Origin of the sequence: Bradyrhizobium barranii subsp. apii (assembly GCF_011516635.5) — a bacterium.
GTDB lineage: Bacteria > Pseudomonadota > Alphaproteobacteria > Rhizobiales > Xanthobacteraceae > Bradyrhizobium > Bradyrhizobium barranii.
The window spans coordinates 1,086,445-1,105,597 of the sequence record NZ_CP096255.1 but is presented as its reverse complement, the minus strand read 5'-3'; the positions used below and the strand labels follow the sequence as shown (position 1 = coordinate 1,105,597).

The following is a 19,153-nucleotide window of genomic DNA, read 5'->3' as shown; positions in this document are numbered from 1 at the left end:
TTCTAAGTGTCCGACCGAAAAATAAGTTGAGTGATATCAGCGAGTTCTGATTCCATCGGTGTTGCGAAGCATCAAAGGGATCGAGAATGTGGACTGATATCACCCGGGCACAGTTTGCCCGAGAGGAGCTGCGTTTGCCAAGCGACTTGACGGATGCGGAATGGGGCGTGCTGGAGAGGTTGCTTCCTGTGCGGGCCAAGCGCGGGCGGCGCCCGAAATGGAGCTATCGCGACATCGTCGAGGCAATACTCTATCTGCTGCGCGGCGGATTGCCGTGGCGCATGCTGCCGCCCACTCTGTTTCCACCAATGACCACGGTGCAGTACTATTTCTACCAATGGCGCGACAGCGGATTGTGGCAATCGATCAACCACGCACTCCTGATGCTGGCGCGCGAGGCGATCGGCCGGGAGGCCTCGCCGACGGCCGGCGTGATCGACAGCCAATCGGTCAAGACCACGGAAAGTGGCGGCCCTCGCGGCTACGACGCGGGAAAGAAGATCAAGGGTCGAAAGCGCCACATCGTCACCGACACCCAAGGGCTCCTGGTCGGAGCGATCGTTCACGCTGCCGACGTCCAGGATCGTGACGGCACGCCAGATGTCCTGTGCAGCATTCGCTACCGCTTCCCCTGGCTGCGCCATATCTTCGCCGATGGCGGCTATGCCGGCGAAAAGCTCAAGGCGGTGCTGGAAAAGATCGGCCGGTGGACTGTCGAGATCATCAAGCGCTCCGATGCCGCACAGGGCTTCGAGGTGCTTCCGCGCCGCTGGGTGGTCGAACGAACCTTCGCCTGGCTCGGCCGCAACCGCAGATTGGCCAAGGACTTCGAGCGAACCATCGAAAGCGCAACTGCCTGGCTCTTCCTCGCCTCTGTCCAACTCATGACAAGGCGCATCGCAGCGATAAAAACAGCAATGCAATTTTGAGTCAGGCTCTAAGAGTCAAAACGATTGCTAGGGCCTCGTCCGCTTCTCGTAGATTAGCCGACTTGCGCGATCATCGGCTTACCTTGGTGCCGCGTGTAGCTGTACGAATGGGCATCGGTCAGCCCTCCTTCTTGGTTTTGCGGACGGGCAGCCGCACGGCCAAAACCCGCTTCATCTTGGCGGGCTTGACGCTGCGCACGAACGCTTCGTAGTCCTCGGCTTTTTTCTGTGTCGCGAATGTCTGACTAAACACTCTGCCCGCGTCTTTGCGCTCCACCTCGCCTACCCACAAGCCCGTTGGCTTGCCGTCTCGCGTCTCTGCGTATGCCATAGCTAGAAACTCCGTGCTATCCTTGTTCCCCGGTCTGCGTCCGGTGTCCCTTAGTTGTCTCGGTGTTGTCGCGTGTACGCGGTGGTACGCCCAGTGGCTTGACCCGCGACAGGACAAGGCCGGGATAGGAAATGCGGTTGATGGCATCTGACAGTGCTGCCGCACCGAACCGCGACAACATGGCGTTAGCGCCGTAGCCCCAGCTCACCGAGGATGCCTGCGCGTGCCCGATAAGGGCCTCGCGTATCTCGTGATCGGCGCGTCCACGCCGTAGCGCGTCCTTCACCGTGTGGCGGAAGGAGTGAAAAACCTTAGCCTTGTCCGTCACGCCCGCCGCGCGCAGATAACGGCCAAACCACTGTGACCATGCAGGTACGCCTGCGCGGCCCTCGTCCGGAGACACCGAGGGGAATAGCCAAGCGTCTGCACCATCGGCCTTACGTCGCTCCCCCACATAGCTGAGGAAGCCCAAGCGGATCACTTCGGGATGCACGGGCACAACACGCTCGGAGGCATCCGTCTTAACGCGCTTCCCCCGTGCCCTCTCGGTTACGAAGTAGAGCAAAGGCACTCCCGTCTCGCCGTCTGTCTGCACGTTGGCTGCGGTGAGACTGCCTAATTCCGCCTGCCGTGCGCCTGTGAATAGCGCCAGCACCGGCAACCAAAACCCAGCGGCCCCATGGGCCCCGAGGGGAAAGCGGTGATCGGTGAATAGCGGTGTGCTAAATAGTTGCTGCAATTCAGCAACATCGAACGACGTTCGCTCCGAACGCTCTTCCGGCAATCGCAGCTTGCTGAAGGGGTCCGTCCACTGCACATCGTCCGGCACGAGCCCGTTATCGCTGCCCCAGATGCAGATGGACTGCACAGCGCCAAGTTGCTTGTTGATGGTGGCTGCGGTGATCCTTGGCTCTTCTGGGTGCTCTCTGCCCCAGGTGGCCTGAGCCGGAAGGGTTGCGCGCAGCAAGTCGCCAGTTCGGTTGCGGGGCACGTCCTGAAGAGCTTTGCGAAACTCCAGCGCGTGGGCCTTCTTGATCGCCGCTACGGACATGTTGCCGTGAAGCTGGATAAACATATCCACGCTGCGCCCGAACTCGTCCACGGTGCGCTTGGGGCGCGTCCGGTGACGCTTCCAGCCAGCTAGCGCATCTTGCAGCGTCCCGCCTTCTCCATGGCCCTCTAAGGCTTTGGAATCTGGTAGGCGCGGCGTTTCAATAACTGCACCTGCATAACGAAGCCCAATATCATCAAGGGCATTAAGGAGCGCCTTGGCGCTTTCGATACAAAGGTTGTGATAGGCCGTGCAGCTTTGGTCCAACGTAATACCGAAGCTAGCTAGGGCATTTTGGGCGCGCTGCTCGGCGAAAGAAACATCCCCGACAGCAAACTGCTGCTGAAAGTCTCGTAAGATGTCCCCATGTGCATCCGCGTCAACATTCTCGCCATGTGGCCCTATTAGCTCTAGCCTGCCCGAAAATCTTAGCGCCTCATCTTCCTTCAGCGCCGTTGCGTACACGTACTCGGTCACACGCTTGATTTCGGTATCGTTCAGGCTGGTGCGCTTGACCACAGGCACCGTGGTTGCCGCAAGGCGCGCTTTCGCCCTGGCAATGATCTGGTCGAACTCCGCCAACACCGGCTTGGCGCGTATGTTCGCCTCGCGGAGGTCCTTGGTGCCCAGCGACCGCTTCAGGTTTGCCTGTGAGGTCTTGCCGTTCTTCAGCTCAAGCGCGACAGCCGCTCGCAGTCCCTTCGGCTTCGCAGGCACAGTTTTCAATGCGTAGTAGGTATTGTGTCGGTCTTTGATAACGCCCATTAGCACACGCATTTCCAACCACCGCTTCATACCACCGCGCGGCAGCTAAGCGCTTGTATCTGCGTTAGTTATTGATTTCCAATGGGAAGTTGTGCGACTGGCGCGCCACTCAGAACAAAACCGCGAACTCTTATGTAATTGAAATCACTATGTAATTCAACCATACATTTTTGGGCCGGCCGCTTAAGAGTCTGTCCGGAAAGATTACCTTGGATTGCATAGCTTTCGCAGCATGAGTCGGATGGAGGCCAGCTTGAGAAAGGCGAGCGCCCTGTGATTGAAGCATTCCCAATCTTTGGACAGTCTTCGGCATCGCCCGAGCCAGGCAAAGGTACGCTCGACGATCCAGCGTTTGGGCAAGACGACGAAACGGTGAGCCTGATCGGAGCGTTTGACGATTTCGAGGTTCACGCGCTTCAGAGCGCTACGCAGCCCCTTCTGGAAATGTGGCCCTTGATATCCGCCGTCGGCGTAGAGCTTCAGAAGAAAGGGATAGAGGCCGAACAACGTTGCCATCAGGAGCACGCCGCCGTCGCGATCCTGGATGTCCGCCGCATGCACGATGGCGTGCATCAAGAGGCCTTGCGTGTCGACGAGAATGTGCCGCTTCTTGCCCTTGATCTTCTTGCCCGCGTCGTAGCCATGGAGATCATGAGGCCCCCTTTTTCAGCGCTTTTCACGCTCTGGCTATCGATGATGGCGGCGGTGGGAGAAGCCTCGCGCTCGGCCCTTTCGCGACATTCGACATAGAGGGCGTGATGAATTTTATCGAGCGTGCCGTTCCAGCTCCACAGATCGAAGTAGCCATACAGCGTCGAGCGCGGCGGCAGGTCCTTGGGGATCGCGCGCCACTGGCAACCTGTGCTCAGGATGTACATCAGCCCGTTGGCAATCTCGCGCAGGTCCACCGTACGCTTGTTGCCGCCGCGCTTGGCCGGCGGGATGCGAGGCGCGATCAGCGCCCACTCCTCGTCGGTCAAGTCGCTCGGATAGCGCAGGCGGCTGCGGTCGTAGCGTGCACGGTTCTCGGTAGTCCACATTGGCGGCGCGTCCCCATCGAATCAGGCCGCTCACCTTGAATCACAACCGATTCATTCGACTCAACATGTTTTGGAACAGACACTAAGGGTTGAGCCGATCTTCAATAGAATAGGCACGCCGGCTGGAAGGACATTGGGCCAAGAGGAAGCGAGTGGCTTCAAGTGCCGTCATGCACCCGAGACCGGCGTAACAGCCCGTCGATAGACGCCGTCCGCCACGTCGCCAGCCGCAAAGAGGCCTGGCTTGAGCGTCGCAAATAGGTGAGGCCTACGCTCGCCTGCGCTGATCATCCGAGGGACGAAAATAGGTTTTGCTCCTTCAGGATATCGTGCGCTCCAGCGATTGGCAGCGTACCGCAACGGCTCTAGGTAAACTGGTGATATTGCGACGATCGTCGAGAAGCGGGAGCCAAGGCAATGATACGGGATGAGAAGCTCCAAAGGATCATCGAACGCGCTATTCAATCAGCTTTCGTTGATTTTCCGGACGCGGGAAACGGGACGGTGTGGCCGAAAACTTACAAAGAGCCCAACGAATGCAAGACTATCGCAACAGCCGTCCTCTCCGCTCTCAAAAATGCAGGCTACAAAATTTTGCTCGATGCAAACTGAGGCATCACGGGAAGCCGGCATGAGCGATCTTCGCCAAGGTGCAAAGATCCGCCGCACATCCTGCTGCGCATCGAAGCGGTATCCAGGTTTGGCCGGCCACTTCCGGAAGGCTGCGTCCATCAACGATCTCTCCAGTCCACATTGGTTCGCGCGGACCCAGGGTAAGGGACCGGGGGAGGAAACGCCGAGGGCGCGGCTCCGGCGAGTGCCCTCTACTCTAGTTGATGATTTTGAGGCACGTAAAAGCGTGTCAGCGAGGCTGACCTAACGTTGACAAATATCCGTTGAACTTCCTTCGCCGCATGGAACGGCAGTGGGTTGAACGCAAGACACGTCCACGACCAAAATTATCGTGGCGACCGAGCGAATATTGCAACGCCTGTTCGACAATAGGGGTTAGTTGATTCCAATCCCGACACGGTCGTGGACCGACGACGACGCCATAGAAGCATCATTTCTTGTAAACGAAGATGCATTGAGGCGAATTCAACCAGATGCCCGCCCCCGATCAGAATACCGGATCACTTAAATGACGTTTGGACGCGATCGGCTCACCTTTAGCGATCGCAGGAACTTAGAGTCTGTCCGGAAAGATTACCTTGGATTGCATAGCTTTCGCAGCATGAGTCGGATGGAGGCCAGCTTGAGAAAGGCGAGCGCCCTGTGATTGAAGCATTCCCAATCTTTGGACAGTCTTCGGCATCGCCCGAGCCAGGCAAAGGTACGCTCGACGATCCAGCGTTTGGGCAAGACGACGAAACGGTGAGCCTGATCGGAGCGTTTGACGATTTCGAGGTTCACGCGCTTCAGAGCGCTACGCAGCCCCTTCTGGAAATGTGGCCCTTGATATCCGCCGTCGGCGTAGAGCTTCAGAAGAAAGGGATAGAGGCCGAACAACGTTGCCATCAGGAGCACGCCGCCGTCGCGATCCTGGATGTCCGCCGCATGCACGATGGCGTGCATCAAGAGGCCTTGCGTGTCGACGAGAATGTGCCGCTTCTTGCCCTTGATCTTCTTGCCCGCGTCGTAGCCATGGAGATCATGAGGCCCCCTTTTTCAGCGCTTTTCACGCTCTGGCTATCGATGATGGCGGCGGTGGGAGAAGCCTCGCGCTCGGCCCTTTCGCGACATTCGACATAGAGGGCGTGATGAATTTTATCGAGCGTGCCGTTCCAGCTCCACAGATCGAAGTAGCCATACAGCGTCGAGCGCGGCGGCAGGTCCTTGGGGATCGCGCGCCACTGGCAACCTGTGCTCAGGATGTACATCAGCCCGTTGGCAATCTCGCGCAGGTCCACCGTACGCTTGTTGCCGCCGCGCTTGGCCGGCGGGATGCGAGGCGCGATCAGCGCCCACTCCTCGTCGGTCAAGTCGCTCGGATAGCGCAGGCGGCTGCGGTCGTAGCGTGCACGGTTCTCGGTAGTCCACATTGGCGGCGCGTCCCCATCGAATCAGGCCGCTCACCTTGAATCACAACCGATTCATTCGACTCAACATGTTTTGGAACAGACACTTAGCGCCTATCCGAAGCGTCTTTATGATCGTGCAGGAAACGGGCGATCCGCGTCTTCAACAGGGTGGCGTCGTGCGATTTACCCGAGGCCGCGTGCTCGAAGAGCCTGCGCTGGACGTCAGTAGGCAGATCATTCCATTCGCTGACAAGGGCGGCACCCAGACATTCCAAGACTCTGCGCTCCACGTCGCGCAAATCGCTGGCGTCATAGGGTAAAGGCCACGCCACGTCCTGCGCTCCGCCTTCCTCGTCCCAACGGTCGAGAGCGGTTGCCATTTCTTCTCCCGAAGTTGGCCTTCGACCTTTCTTTTTGATCATTCTGTATAGTCGCACATCTTGGCAATAAGCGCCATTCGCTCGATCGCGGGTTCGATCCGAAGCACCGATCCTTCCGGCAGTGAATGCCGCGGTTGCAACGGTTTGCTCGCGCGGCGTACGGACCCAAGGTTCACCACCCGCAGAGGGAGACACAGTTTGGCAGCTGACGAACCTGCTCGGCCGCTCGATGGAGCCGCATCGCGGCAAGCCCTCCCCGTCAACTCTTGATCTATTCGGAGGACCACTCCTCGGCATACAGCAAGGACCGTGCCCTCGCTCGGCGTCGCATTGGCTGAGATCGAAAGGCGCACTCGGGGCGTCTGCCGGCGCAGTCCTGGCGAAGAACAGCTTGAGACGGCGCCGGACAATCCACCTCGTCAGCGTATCCTGTGCGAATTCATGACTACTGCGAGAAGATTTATGTATTTTACAGGTAACGCCCTGATCTTGCCGCTCAATATCCATGCGTTGCGCGCGCCCGACCTCAAGCGTCCAGAATGCCCATAACGGCACCGTCGGTTCCGTTAGAGAGAAGTGTGGCTTCTCGCGTGATGACTGGGGGCGACGAATGTGGGCTCCCGGCGGATCCACCGCTCGATCGTTCGCGACTGCCGTGTTGGCCGAGATCTTTTAGCGGCTCGGTTTGACGCAGCCCTGATAGCGCGGAGGGAACCCGCTTGAGCCGCCTGGTCATCGTCTCCAACCGTGTCGCCTTGCCGGCAGAAGCTGCGCAGCGCAGCGGCGGGCTTGTGACCGGCCTCGTCGACGCTCTGCATCAGGCTGGAGGCTTATGGTTTGGGTGGAGCGGCAAGCTAGGAGAAACAACACCACAGCCGAACGTTTTCGAGACCGAGGGAGTGACGTACGCCACCGTCGATCTTACCCGCGCGGACCATGACGGCTACTACAGCGGCTTCTCCAACGCGGCACTGTGGCCCTTATTCCACTATCGGCTCGATCTCATGAACTTTACCCGCCGGGACTTGGCCGCCTATCGGCGGGTGAATGCCCTGCTCGCCGACGCCCTCGCGCCCCTGCTTAGGCCGAGTGACCTTGTCTGGGTGCATGACTACCATCTGATCCCGATGGCCGAGGAACTTCGCCGCGCCGGGGCCGCACAACGGATCGGGTTCTTCTTGCATACGCCGTTTCCGTCTTTGGGGGTGCTGGCGACCCTTCCTCGCTACGGCGACCTGCTGAAATCACTGTGCGCTTACGATCTCGTCGGCTTCCAGACGGTGGAGGATTTGACCGCCTTCCATGACGCCATCCTTCGTCGCGCAGGCGGCACGGTTTTGTCCGATGGCCACGTTCAGGCTTTCGATCGGGTTCTGCGCGCCGGCGCCTTTCCGATCGGGATCGATACTGAAGGCATTGCCGAAATGGCCAGTCGCGCTGTGAGATCCCGAACGGCACGTCGGCTGCAGGAGAGTCTCCGGGGGCGCCAGCTCATTATTGGGGTGGACCGGCTGGATTACAGTAAGGGCCTCGAGCACCGGTTCAAAGCGTTCGCCGGCTTTCTCGAGGGTTATCCCGCATACCGCAACCATGTCCGCTTGCTGCAGATCGCCACCGCAACCCGCAGCGACGTTCCTGAATACCGTGCGCTGCGGCAGAGGCTCGGTGCGCTGGCGGGCGACGTGGCCGGTCGCTACGCGGAACTCGATTGGGCGCCGATCCAGTATTTGAACCGGAGCTTTTCCCAGCGCTCGCTCGCTGGCTTCTTTCGGCTCAGCCGCGTGGCTCTTGTCACTCCGTTGCGCGACGGAATGAACTTGGTCGCCAAGGAGTATATCGCTGCACAGAACCCCGATGACCCTGGCGTGCTCATTCTCTCGCCTTTCGCCGGCGCGGCCCACGAACTCGACGCTGCCGTGATCGCCAACCCGTATGACCCCGATGCCGTCGCCGAAGCATTGCAGACAGCGCTGGGGATGCCACTTGGGGAGCGATGCGAGCGTTGGCGGTCCATGATGGCGGTACTGCGTCGCAATAGCATTGCGGCATGGCGCGAGAGTTTTCTTGACGCTCTCAGCCGCTAACTTGGGATGTCGTCCGGCAGGAACGTGGCAGCGCTGCAGCAGGTCGCGATAATCTCGCTCGTCACGAGGTTGCCTCCGCCGATAAGGTGTTACTTCGAAATCATCTCCCGGGTGGAAATGATCCACGAGTGACGGGACCAGTTGTCTGCCGCGCAGGCATGTATGGAACGGCCCGCGGGCGCAAGAGCTTTCTCAGTCGACTTCACACATGGGAGCGGTGCGGTCATGTATACGGCCTGTAAAGCGCGGCGCATGACCGCTGGCCTCGATGAAGTCCGCGACACAAGGGGCTAAATCAATCAGACGCGCTTGAAGCGCATTGTCGCGCCAGCCTCACTCGTGTCGGGATTTCGTCCCGTGGGTTCATCGCCTGTTATTGCTCCTTGCCCTCTGCCGGCCCGCGCCGGTCAGATATCTTTGACAACTGCTGTATTCATCAAGCGGCAGCCGTAGTCGTCGCTAGCGTCTCCGGATGCCGATAAATCCCGCCCCTGTTCAAGAGCGCCCAGGCAATTCGCGCTGTCTTGTTGGCCAGTGCGACCGCTGCCACCTTGTACGGACGTCTGGCGAGCAACGACTTCAACCATGGCGGCGCCCGATCAGCCTTCCGGGCAATTCGCAGGACGGATGTCGCCCCAAGAACGAGGAGGCTCCGAAGTTCGGGGTTTCCCATCTTCGAGATTCGCCCCATCCGCTCCTTGCCCCCACTCGAATGCTGTCGCGGCGTCAGTCCCAGCCAGGCAGCAAAGTGACGAGCGGATTTGAAGCCGCCGGGATCTGGCACCAGCGCCTTGATGGTCGCCGCTGTAATGGCTCCAATGCCGGGGATGGTAGTCAGTCGGCGCATGTCCTTGTCGGTCCTTGCCGCGGCAACAATGGCTCGCTCGAGCTTGTCAATCTGGTCCGCCTGAGCCTCGATCTGATCGGCAATTGCCGTCAGCGCGAAGCGCGCTGCCGCAGGCAAGCGGATATCTGCTACATCCCGTACGATTGCAACCAACGCCTCGACCTTTGTCCGGCCGGCGGCGGCAATGATGCCCAACTCAGCCAGATGCGAGCGCAGGGCGTTGATCGTCTGCGTTTGCTGTTTCACCAGAAGTGCGCGACTCTTCAGGACCATCATTCCGGCTTGTTGCTCGGCCGTTTTGATCGGAACGAAGCGCATGGTCTTGCGAGTCACGGCTTCGCTGATGGCCTCGGCATCCGCCGCATCCGTTTTTCCACGCTTCACAAACGGCTTGACGTAAGCTGGTGGGATCAGCCGCACTTCATGGCCGAGAGTTGCAATCTCGCGTGCCCAATAGTGAGCGCTGCCACAGGCTTCTATTCCGACAAGGCAGGCCGGCTGCTTCGAGAAGAAATGCAGGACCTCGCTGCGCCGTAGTCTCCGGTTGAACACCGGCGAGCCATCGGCACCCGCGCCGTGAACTTGAAAAATGTGCTTCGCCAAATCCAACCCGATGGTGCTAACCTGCTTCATGGAACGGTCCCTCCTTGTGGCGTTCGAACAACGACCACGTTTTAGCACGATGATGCTGTCGGAGCGGGCCGTTCCACCACATCAATCAGGGTGACAGTGCTTCCCATCCAGATTGTCGCGCTATACAGTTGTCTCCGTTTCATCGTCGCGCCGAACCAGATAGACCAAAGGCAAGTCGCCCGCAGCGTTCTCCGTTTTCGCGTCAACGTAATACACTTCTTCTGCTGGCTCGGCGCGACGCACCCTAATCGGCGACTTCCCATCCCAAAGCGGCCTGTGCCCGAACGTCATGCGTTTCAAGTCCTCTTGCAGCCAGTCCTCCTTTTGCCGAGTTCTCTGGCGTGGTGAAACGTCGCGGCTCTGAACGCCAAAATCGGCTGACCGTCGATCTCCAGCAAGAAGACGGTCTGAGGTGGCGCCTCAGCTTTCGCTGGCATCATCATCTGAACCTCCCCTTCCTCGGCTGGTTGAGGCGCCCTTGGCGAAATTCGGCCGGTTCTCTTGTCAGTCCTGGCCACATAGCAAGACGGGATTACGCTTGGCTGCTCGCACTATTCCTGAAACGGTTCGTCAAGCCGTCTTCGCGCCACGTGAACACGTTCGCCTCGATCAAGGCAACGGCCTCAGTGCGGGGACATCTGAGGCCGCTAAGCTTCCGCCGGGCATTGGGGCAAAATGTCGACCGGTCGGTGGGCTTGGCTCTCGGAGATAAATCTCCGATCGCTGAGGACCAAGAACTCCCAAGATCAATCGTTCCAGCTATCTGAGAATATTAGGCGCTAACCTAGCTAGGGCAATATTCGAAGACTCATGACCTGCCCCTCGGTCGGAGCTTATGAAATGAACCGGGCGACGGCTCGGCGACCATCGCCGTCCTGCTGATCAGGAGAGCTGTCACCATGTATTGGGAGTCGACACCATAGCTGCCGCGTGGATTCTTGCCGTGTGTCTCGACCACAAACCCATCCGGGTTTGGGTCGCCTGGATCGACATTTGCATGGGCACGTTCAACTCGGCCATACTTCCCGAGGGGACCACCTGATGAGGTTCCTGGTCAGACCCTGCCGCTGATTGGAGCTTTCGTTGATTGCGCTGAAGGTTCTTCACACGACGACTTATCGATTCAACGAACACGTGCGCCTGTTACCGCACCGCTTGATGCTTCGTCCGCGCGAAAGCCGCGAGCTTCGTTTGATTTCAAGCAACGTCACGGTAACACCGCATGCAGACCTCACCTGGGCGCACGATGTGTTTGGCAATGCAATCGCAACGGCCACGTTTCAGAAGACAGCCTCCAACCTGGTGATCGCCAGCGTCGCGGAGCTTCAGCTCGACGCGGTTGCATGGCCGCTGTTCGATATCGCTGTCTCGGCCATGTCTTATCCATTCCGCTATTCTGACGACGATGGGACCGATCTTGGCGCCCTGGCTCTCCCCCAGTTCGCGGACCCGGCAGAGGTTCTGCGAAGCTGGGCACAAAGGTTCGTTCGAGGAAGTCGGACCGATACGCTGTCGCTGCTAAAGGACCTCAGCGTCGGCGTTTCAGAAGCCGTCCAGTACCAGAGCCGTGAGGTTGAGGGGACCCAGACGCCGGCAGAAACGCTAAATCGCGGCTGGGGGTCTTGCCGGGATTTCGCGGTGCTGTTCACCGAAGCATCACGCATGCTCGGATTCGGAGCCAGGATCGTCTCCGGCTATCTTTACAATCCAGAACAACAAAGCGTGGGATCGAGCGATGCAGGATCAACCCATGCCTGGGCGGAGGTCTTCGTACCGGGAGCCGGCTGGATCACGTTCGACCCGACCAACCGCAGCCTCGGCGGCTTCAACCTGATTCCGGTCGCGGTCGCGCGCGACATTCGGCAGACGATCCCGGTGTCTGGCAGCTTCGTCGGCAGCACCGGCGCCTTCGCCGGGATGTCCATAGAAGTTCGCGTCACACCATAGATCGACGCAGGACCGTCGGCAGCCACACTGATCAGTCGTTCAGTTTCGCGGCGCGCGCGCCTTTCTGGAACAGTTTTCTCGTGCTCATGATGGGCGCTTCCTGTTGCGCCGCCGCTTCTCCGGCGTGCCACTCCAACTACTCGTCACCGCTGTGTCCGCTCGTCTCCCAATAGGGTCACAAGAGAGGAGCTGTCCTTCGGGCACGTGGGGCCTGAGGGGGATATTAAGATGAATGATCCCGACCGATCGACAGCAAAATCCCGTTCCGATTTTCGTGACTGAGCAATTTTGATCATAAATGCGCGTTGGGTTGGGGCACAATATCATCACGATTTATTCTTCGTATCCATCGGTGATTGAGAGCATTGTGCTCCGCCCGAGGCGCTTTATGCCAAAGTTCAGCGCAGCCAAATTCAAGCCGTCAAGGTGCGGGGTCGCTTCGAAAAGACGGTAGCCGCACGATCCGGCTACGAGAGAGTGGAAAGTGCTTTGAAAACGCTGACGGATGAGAGCTGTGATCGATCCACGTCAAGTTCAGACGCAAACAAATCCGCCAGAGCTGGAACCCTTACCAGGTGCGCGCTGTTCACTCCTTGTCCGACTCCGGACGCACAAGAATTGGTGGATACTATGAAAATAATTCTATTAGCGACGATCGCTGTTCTCGCATTCGGTACGCCCTCATTCGCGGCTGAAACGGGCAAGACCGTGTGCATATTTCAGTGATCGTGAGCAGCGATTTCGCGCGATCATGAGCGCCGAATTCAGACGATCGTGAGCAGCCTCGCTCCGGCCGAGGCGGTGATAGGGTCAGCGTTCTGGCTGCTCGTCAAGGGTGATGGTTTTGGCGTTGCGTTTTCGCATGCTTTCGCCAGCAAGCTGGAGGCGGTGAGCGTTGTGGACGAGGCGATCCAGAATCGCGTCGCCTAGCGACGGGATCTCCGATAACTTCGTGCCATGTGTCCACAGGGAGTTGGCTGGTTACGATGGTGGAGGAGCGGCCATGGCGATCGTCAAGGATTTCCAGTAGATCGCGCCGCTCGGCAGCGGTGAGCACCGACAATCCCCAATCATCCAAAATCAGAACCTGGGCGCGGCCAAGGGTTTTGAGCAAGCGGGCATAACGTCCATCGCCCCGCGCGAGCCCCAACGCTTCGAACAATCTTGGGACGCGGTGATAGAGGACCGAGCGATTATCTCGGCAGGCCTTGTGGCCGAGGGCACAGGCTAACCAACTTTTGCCCAATCCGGTCGCCCCGGTTATGAGCAAATTCTCGTGGCGATCGATCCAGTCGCCGCTGGCGAGCTTGGCGAAGACGGCCCGGTCGATACCCCGCGGCGTGCGCAAATCGACGTCCTCCACGCAGGCATTCTGGCGGAGCGAGGCCAGCTTGAGGCGCGTGGTGAGCCGCCTGGTGTCGCGTTCCGCCGCTTCCCGGTCGACCAGCAGGCCGATGCGATCTTCGAACGGCAAGGCTTCGAGATCAGGCGATCGTCGCTGCTCCTCGAAGGCCTTGGCCATGCCGCTCAAGCCGAGCTCGATCAGGCGTTCGTGGGTGGGATGGTTGAGCATACAGGTCTCCTTGGCTTCAGTGAAAATAATCGCGGCCGCGGATGTTGCCGTGGCGCAGGGGTTGGTGTTCGGAGGGCTCGTCGAGAAAGGTACGATCCAGACCGTTCTGGAGGATGGAGCGGATCGAGGCGACGGATCGCGCCTTGATCAGAATGCCGCGCCGGCAGGCCGCTTCGACGCGCTCCGCGCTGTAGCTTTTGACCAGTGACAGAATGCCGAGGCAGGTGCGAAAGCCTTGCTCGGGATGCGGCCGGGCCGCGATCACGGCCTGGAAGAAGGCGGCGGTCGACGGACCGATCCGCTCGCCGGCGACGATCACTCCGGCGGGCGTCCATTGACCGTAGCGCCGATGGGCGCTGGGCATATGGTCGGCGATGGTGGTGTGGCCCCGCCGGTTGGGCGCGCGGGCGTGGCTGGCGATCCTGCGGCCGTTGTGGAAGATCTCGACCGTTCTGTCATCGATGCGTGCGTCGACAAGCTCACGGATGAGCCGATACGGCGCGGAATACCAGTGTCCATCGATCTCGATATGATAGTCGGGGCCGATCCGGCATCGCTTCCAGCGTGCGAAAGCGTAAGCCTGGTCCGGCAGCTTTGTAAGCTTGGGCTTGTCGAGCTCGGCGAACAGTTCGGCGCGACTGGCGCCAAAGTCGCGCATCTGCCTTGCATTGAGTTCGACGACGAGTGTTTTGATGGCTGCGTTCAGCTCCGCCAACGAAAAGAAGCGTTGGTTGCGCAGCCGCGCCAGAATCCATCGCTGGGCGACTTGCACCGCAACTTCGACCTTTGCCTTATCTTTTGGGCGCCGCGGCCGGGCTGCGAGAATGGCCGTGCCGTAATGGCTCGCCATCTCGGCATAGGTTCGGTTGAGGCCGGGATCGTGGCGGTCGGGATTGGTGACGGCGGCCTTGAGATTGTCGCAGACTACGAATGTCGGCACGCCGCCGAGGAAGGCGAAAAGATTGATGTGGACCCGGATCCAGTCGGCGAGCCCCTCGCTTGGACAGGCCTCGGCATAGGTATAGTTGGAGGCGCCCATCGCCGCGACGAACAGCTTCATCGACTGCACTTCCCCGTTTGAGGGATCGATGACGTCGATGGTGTCGCCGGCGAAATCCACGAAAACCTTCTCGCCGCCCAGATGCGTCTGCCGCATCGAAGGCCGGGCTCGCCCCTTCCAGGCCTCGTACGTCGTGCAGAACCAGGTGTAGCCGAAGCCATCGGGATGGGTGGCGCGATACTCGTCCCACAGCAGCCGACGGGTCACGTTGCGTCGGCGCAGCTCCTTGTCGACATAGCCCCAGTCGGGAACGGCCCGCTGGGGGCTCTGCGACGCAGGCCTCGGCGCCGGGAAAAGCAGCAGCTCCAGGTCCTCGTCGCTCATTCCGGCCGGCAACGGCCACTTCAGCCCGGCAGCCCCGGCTCGGCGTAGATAGCTGTGCACGGCGCCGTTGCTGATGCCCAAGGTGCGCGCGATGGCTCGCTCCGGCAAGCCTTGAACATGTTTTAAGCGGAGAACCTCTTTGATCCGGCGCATCGACAATCTCTGGGTGGGCATCGGCCTTCCTCGTTCACTGACGAGGCAGTTCCTAAGCCGGTTGAGTTGTCGGCCGAAGCGGGCTGAGTTGCTGAAAAGCTGCTCACGATCCCGCGAAATCCGTGCTCACGATCGTCTGAAATCTCTGCTCACGATCCCCTGAAATCCGTGCTCACGATCCCGCGAAACATGCAACCGTGGGCCAATCGCCCTCATCGTTCTACCTGGCTCAGGATGCCGCGACCATGAAGTGTGAGATCGTCGAGAGCCAGCCTGCTGCCGGCGGCAGCATGAAGGTTGTCGGCGCCGCTCACACGACAAAGGCCTCGGCACAGGCGGCTTTGAAGGCCGACAAGACCTGCGCCAAGTAGTCGGTTACGTCGGGGCGCTAGTACAGAGGCGGGTCTATGGTTCGCTAGAACGACGAATCCTCGGATCCGCCGCCGCATCGGCGCTCCTCAAGAGCCGCCCTGCGTTGATGTTCTTTGGCGGCCAGCGGCAGGCGAACGACTTGCCGCTTGAGATGCTCCAAATTCGAGAGGATACGATTATGTACCAGCAGACAATGAAATGCTCGCTTGCCGTCGCGCTCTTCGCTGCGGCGATGCTCGGCTCGGTGCTCCCATCGAGAGCTGCTCCGATCCCGCCCAGCGCAGCTCTTCTGAAACAAGCGGCGCCTTCGTCCGGCGCGACGGAGGTCTACTACCGGCGCCACTACCGTGGTCGCGGCTACTATGGCGCTCCGGGGGCTGCGATTGGCCTTGGCATCCTGGGTGCCGCGGCCGGAGTCGCCGCCTATGGGGCTTACGGCCCCAGCTATTACGGGCCGGGCTACGCGCCGGGGTACGCGCCAGGTTACTACGGCGACCCCTATCCCTATCGCCGCCAATACTACTCCCCTTATTGAGCGCATGAGCGACGCTGTTGGGCGCGGCGGTCTCGGCAATAGATCGTCCCGCTCAGCGCGCTTGCGCGGCGGCCAATAGGAGTAGCCCTGTCCAGCAGGGGAATACCGGGTACCGGCCACTTAATGTCGGGCGCCGGACATCGTCAAACTCGATCTACCAAGAGACGCCAAAGGAGCCGGACAAATGTCGATCGGACTTATCATCATCATTATCCTCGTCATCTTCCTGCTTGGTGGCTTCAGCGGCCGCTTCGGCGGCTACGGCTATGGCCACGGTGGCATGGGTGTCATCGGTACCATCCTGGTCGTCCTCCTCGTATTGCTGCTGTTGGGGCGGCTTTGATCCTGTCGGTGTGGGCTGCGTAGACCGGGCGTTCTCCCGAAGATCCTGTCATGCGGCGGTGCCACACAACGGATCGGGTTCTTCTTGCATACGCCGTTTCCTTCCTTGGGTGTGCTGGCGACCCTTCCTCACTCCGGCGACCTGCTGAAATCACTGTGCGCTTACGATCTCTTCGGCTTCCAGACGGCGGAGGAGTTGACCGCCTTCCATGACGCCATCCTTCGCCGTGCAGGGGGCACTATTTCTGATGGCCAGCTGCAGGAGAGCCTGCGCGGGCGCCAACTCATCATTGGGGTGGATCGGCTCGATTACAGCAAGGGTCTCAAGCACCGGTTCAATACTTGAACCGGAGCTTTTCCCAGCGCTCGCTCGCCGGCTTCTTTCGGCTCAGCCGCGCGGCTCTTGTCACTCCGTTGCGCGACGGGATGAACCTGGTCGCCAAGGAGTATGTCGCTGCACAGAACCCCGATGACCCTGGCGTGCTCATTCTCTCGCCTTTCCTTGGTGCCCTCGGCCCCTAGTTCGGGATGTCGTCCGATAGGAATGTCGCGTCGGCAGCAGCTCAACGACAATCTCATCCGTCACGAGGATGCCCAGGCGTTAAGGTGTCTCTTTTCGAACCATGTGGGGGCGGAAATGATCTACGAGTGACAGGACAAGTTGTATCCGTTTCATCGTCGCACTGGACTAGATAGACTAAGGGCAAATCGCCCACAGCTTTCTCCGTCTTGCGTCAACGTAGTAACGTTTTCATCCTGGCTCGGCGCGCCGCACGCCTGATCGGCAACTTCTCATCCCAAAGCGGCCTGAGTCAGATTGTCATGGCCCTCTTAACGGTGGATGCAACGAATGACCGACGAGCAAAGCCACAAAGTGCATTTAAGCCAGGAAGACCAAGAGCGATTGCGAGAACTTCGGTCGCAAAAGCCAGCCCGCAATGTACCCAAGCTCGCACTGACGCCGGGCGCGATGCTTGCCGACCGGGTTGCTGAAACAGTTGGTTCCTGGCGCTTCATCATCATCCAAAGCGTCCTACTTGGCATTTGGATCATTCTGAACATGATAGCATTCATCAACCATTGGGACCCTTATCCCTTTATCTTGCTCAACCTGGTGCTTTCTTTCCAAGCAGCCTACGCAGCACCCATCATCATGATGAGCCAGAACCGGCAATCGGAGATTGACCGCAGGCACGCCGAACACGATTACCGGATAAACGTGAAGGCTGAACTAGAGATAGAATTGCTACACAACAAGATTGACGCCCTGCGTGAGCAAGAAATCCTGCAGTTGCTCAACATCATTCAGCGTTTGTCCGCGCACCTCGCGCCCGAGCTTGTCGCGGCTATCGAGGCCGGAGGGGTGCCAGGTAAGACCTAGCTGAGCTTGTTAGTCGCTGACCGGCCAGTTGAGCCACGTTGATGCTTGTCGTCCGGCCAATCGGTGCCCCCGATGCGAACTGTCGCAAAAAAGAAGCCGCCAGACTGGCGGCTTCCACGAGAGTCATCATTATTCGCCAGTGACGCTTCACCAACGACGATGGTGGGCCCACCCGTAGTGATGGCCTCGACCCCATCCGTAGTGATGACCTCGGCCTCCGTGATGGCCCCAGCCGTGCACCTGGATGATCGAGGTGTCGGTGCCGACAAGTGCATTCGGATTTGCGCTCGGCATTGCCGATGCAGATAGAATTGGAACGAGCGCAAAACTGCAAGCTGCAACTCCGATTAATAGAAACCGTTTCATGATGGGTTATCCCTCAGATCGCGTTTATCACGATGATTGATAATGCGGCGGGACGCGCATCGTTCCCTTGACTCCAGTGGCGGCACTCTGGTGCGCAACTTTCAGGTCATCCGATGAAATGCTGACGGCAACGCCTCTCGCACGAGCTCACTTAAATTTAGAGCCTCGCCGCTTTCCGTAATGTCGGAGAATAGAATCTCGACAAAGGGATGTTGGCGGTTGAATGCAGCGCCTCGCTGATATTTCGCACTCACAATCCGCTGAAGTGCGGCAAGGTTCAGTCTGCCAAGGGCATTGTATTGATCGCGAAACAGGCTTTGTCGTCCTCCGCGATGCTCGACAGACTCCGCCCAAACGTCCATCACCTTCCGGCCCATGAACGCCTCGATCTGTTCATTTCCATCCCGAGCAAGAAGCCGTAGCCCGTCCATGGCATGTGGGCCGTCATCGACCCGAAACTGTGTAAGTGACATGGAAACCCTCCTGTTGTTGGCGTCCGGTTATATCGGCAGCCCGTCGCGAACTGCGCCTCCCTCGTTGTCCCACCGTGACAGAGCCAAACTGCGCGATCTCGCATCGGCAGGCATGTCTTCTGTTAACGGAAATTTGCCGCGACCGGCATCATCCTTGTGGTTGTGAAGAAATCGGGCGATTTGGCCGCGGAGCGCCGCTGTCTCCAGTAACTTGCCAATCGACCCGGCGGTGTCGAAGATCTCCCGTTGCAGCGTCGTCGGCAGAGCATTCCATTGCATGATGATGGCTGCGCCAAGACACCGCAGAATAAGCTCTTCTTCGGCCGCAAGAGCTACGCCGTGCGATCGGTCCTGTCCCGCCACGTGCACTGCATGCGGATTCCGATTTATTCCGGCCGGGTATTCCGACTTGAAGCCGGCCATCGTTCCGATTTGAAGCCGGCCACGATTCCGAAATGAAACCGGCCGGCATTCCGATTTGAAGCCGGCCGGGTTTTGGAAGTCGGCGTTTTCGTTTGGGTCAGTCCTTCAGGCATCAAGTCCCTC

At 59.5% G+C, this 19,153-nt stretch carries 15 protein-coding genes and 4 pseudogenes; 9 read left to right on the top strand and 10 right to left on the bottom strand.

Features of this window, described 5'->3' with window-relative positions:
* Positions 1-86 precede the first annotated feature (86 nt).
* Entirely contained in the window at positions 87-929 is an 843-nt protein-coding gene (locus HAP41_RS05235; protein ID WP_166073871.1) for an IS5 family transposase, read from the top strand.
* 118 nt (positions 930-1,047) lie between these two features.
* On the opposite strand, the gene HAP41_RS05230 is transcribed toward HAP41_RS05235, so the two are convergent.
* The 3 genes and pseudogenes from HAP41_RS05230 to HAP41_RS05220 all read right to left on the bottom strand — a co-directional run bounded on the left by HAP41_RS05230 (position 1,048) and on the right by HAP41_RS05220 (position 4,116).
* Positions 1,048-1,260 carry a hypothetical protein gene (locus tag HAP41_RS05230; RefSeq protein WP_166104728.1) on the bottom strand — a complete coding sequence of 71 codons (213 nt, stop codon included), beginning with the start codon at positions 1,258-1,260 and terminating at the stop codon, positions 1,048-1,050.
* Positions 1,261-1,276: 16 nt separating this feature from the next.
* Positions 1,277-3,088 (bottom strand): site-specific integrase, encoded by a 1,812-nt coding sequence (locus HAP41_RS05225; protein WP_224581061.1) that lies wholly within the window; start codon positions 3,086-3,088, stop codon positions 1,277-1,279.
* 192 nt (positions 3,089-3,280) lie between these two features.
* Positions 3,281-4,116 (bottom strand): annotated as a pseudogene (locus tag HAP41_RS05220) (IS5 family transposase).
* 417 nt (positions 4,117-4,533) lie between these two features.
* Between HAP41_RS05220 and HAP41_RS05210 the strand changes: the two are divergent.
* Positions 4,534-4,728 (top strand): hypothetical protein, encoded by a 195-nt coding sequence (locus tag HAP41_RS05210; protein ID WP_166104734.1) that lies wholly within the window; start codon positions 4,534-4,536, stop codon positions 4,726-4,728.
* 594 nt (positions 4,729-5,322) lie between these two features.
* On the opposite strand, the pseudogene HAP41_RS05205 reads toward HAP41_RS05210, so the two are convergent.
* Positions 5,323-6,158, bottom strand: a pseudogene (locus HAP41_RS05205) (IS5 family transposase).
* An 83-nt stretch (positions 6,159-6,241) separates the two neighbouring features.
* Positions 6,242-6,559 carry a hypothetical protein gene (locus HAP41_RS05200; protein WP_166104739.1) on the bottom strand — a complete coding sequence of 106 codons (318 nt, stop codon included), beginning with the start codon at positions 6,557-6,559 and terminating at the stop codon, positions 6,242-6,244.
* A gap of 677 nt (positions 6,560-7,236) precedes the next feature.
* On the opposite strand from HAP41_RS05200, the gene HAP41_RS05195 reads away from it, so the two are divergent.
* The gene (locus tag HAP41_RS05195) at positions 7,237-8,601 is read left to right on the top strand and encodes an alpha,alpha-trehalose-phosphate synthase (UDP-forming) (RefSeq protein WP_166104742.1); all 1,365 of its coding nucleotides are present in this window, start codon (positions 7,237-7,239) and stop codon (positions 8,599-8,601) included.
* 436 nt (positions 8,602-9,037) lie between these two features.
* On the opposite strand, the gene HAP41_RS05190 is transcribed toward HAP41_RS05195, so the two are convergent.
* Positions 9,038-10,081, bottom strand: coding sequence for an IS110 family RNA-guided transposase (locus HAP41_RS05190; protein WP_166073103.1), 1,044 nt, complete (start codon positions 10,079-10,081; stop codon positions 9,038-9,040).
* 1,083 nt (positions 10,082-11,164) lie between these two features.
* Between HAP41_RS05190 and HAP41_RS05185 the strand changes: the two genes are divergently transcribed.
* Positions 11,165-12,028, top strand: a complete 864-nt coding sequence (locus HAP41_RS05185) for a transglutaminase family protein (protein WP_166104745.1) — start codon at positions 11,165-11,167, stop codon at positions 12,026-12,028.
* A gap of 810 nt (positions 12,029-12,838) precedes the next feature.
* Here HAP41_RS05185 and istB read toward each other — a convergent pair.
* Positions 12,839-13,601 (bottom strand): annotated as a pseudogene (gene istB, locus HAP41_RS05180) (IS21-like element helper ATPase IstB).
* 16 nt (positions 13,602-13,617) lie between these two features.
* Positions 13,618-15,159: an IS21 family transposase gene (gene istA / locus HAP41_RS05175; RefSeq protein WP_166063394.1), complete on the bottom strand. Its 1,542-nt coding sequence runs from the start codon at positions 15,157-15,159 to the stop codon at positions 13,618-13,620.
* A 224-nt stretch (positions 15,160-15,383) separates the two neighbouring features.
* Here istA and HAP41_RS49960 point away from each other — a divergent pair, with 224 nt between their 5' ends.
* The 5 genes and pseudogenes from HAP41_RS49960 (at position 15,384) to HAP41_RS05155 (ending at position 17,768) form a co-directional block, all read left to right on the top strand.
* Positions 15,384-15,509, top strand: a complete 126-nt coding sequence (locus tag HAP41_RS49960) for a hypothetical protein (RefSeq protein ID WP_256478576.1) — start codon at positions 15,384-15,386, stop codon at positions 15,507-15,509.
* Between the two features lie 179 nt (positions 15,510-15,688).
* Entirely contained in the window at positions 15,689-16,045 is a 357-nt protein-coding gene (locus tag HAP41_RS05170; protein WP_224580960.1) for a hypothetical protein, read from the top strand.
* Positions 16,046-16,229: 184 nt separating this feature from the next.
* Entirely contained in the window at positions 16,230-16,388 is a 159-nt protein-coding gene (locus HAP41_RS05165) for a DUF3309 family protein (RefSeq protein WP_166104753.1), read from the top strand.
* 57 nt (positions 16,389-16,445) lie between these two features.
* Positions 16,446-16,897: pseudogene (locus HAP41_RS50630) on the top strand (trehalose-6-phosphate synthase); the annotation flags it as partial.
* Positions 16,898-17,237: 340 nt separating this feature from the next.
* Positions 17,238-17,768 (top strand): DUF1003 domain-containing protein, encoded by a 531-nt coding sequence (locus HAP41_RS05155; protein WP_166104756.1) that lies wholly within the window; start codon positions 17,238-17,240, stop codon positions 17,766-17,768.
* A 467-nt stretch (positions 17,769-18,235) separates the two neighbouring features.
* On the opposite strand, the gene HAP41_RS05150 is transcribed toward HAP41_RS05155, so the two are convergent.
* Positions 18,236-18,607 carry a signal transduction histidine kinase gene (locus tag HAP41_RS05150; RefSeq protein ID WP_166104759.1) on the bottom strand — a complete coding sequence of 124 codons (372 nt, stop codon included), beginning with the start codon at positions 18,605-18,607 and terminating at the stop codon, positions 18,236-18,238.
* 27 nt (positions 18,608-18,634) lie between these two features.
* On the bottom strand, positions 18,635-19,030 hold the full coding sequence (locus HAP41_RS05145; RefSeq protein WP_224580961.1) for a hypothetical protein: 396 nt from the start codon (positions 19,028-19,030) through the stop codon (positions 18,635-18,637).
* Positions 19,031-19,153 lie beyond the last annotated feature (123 nt).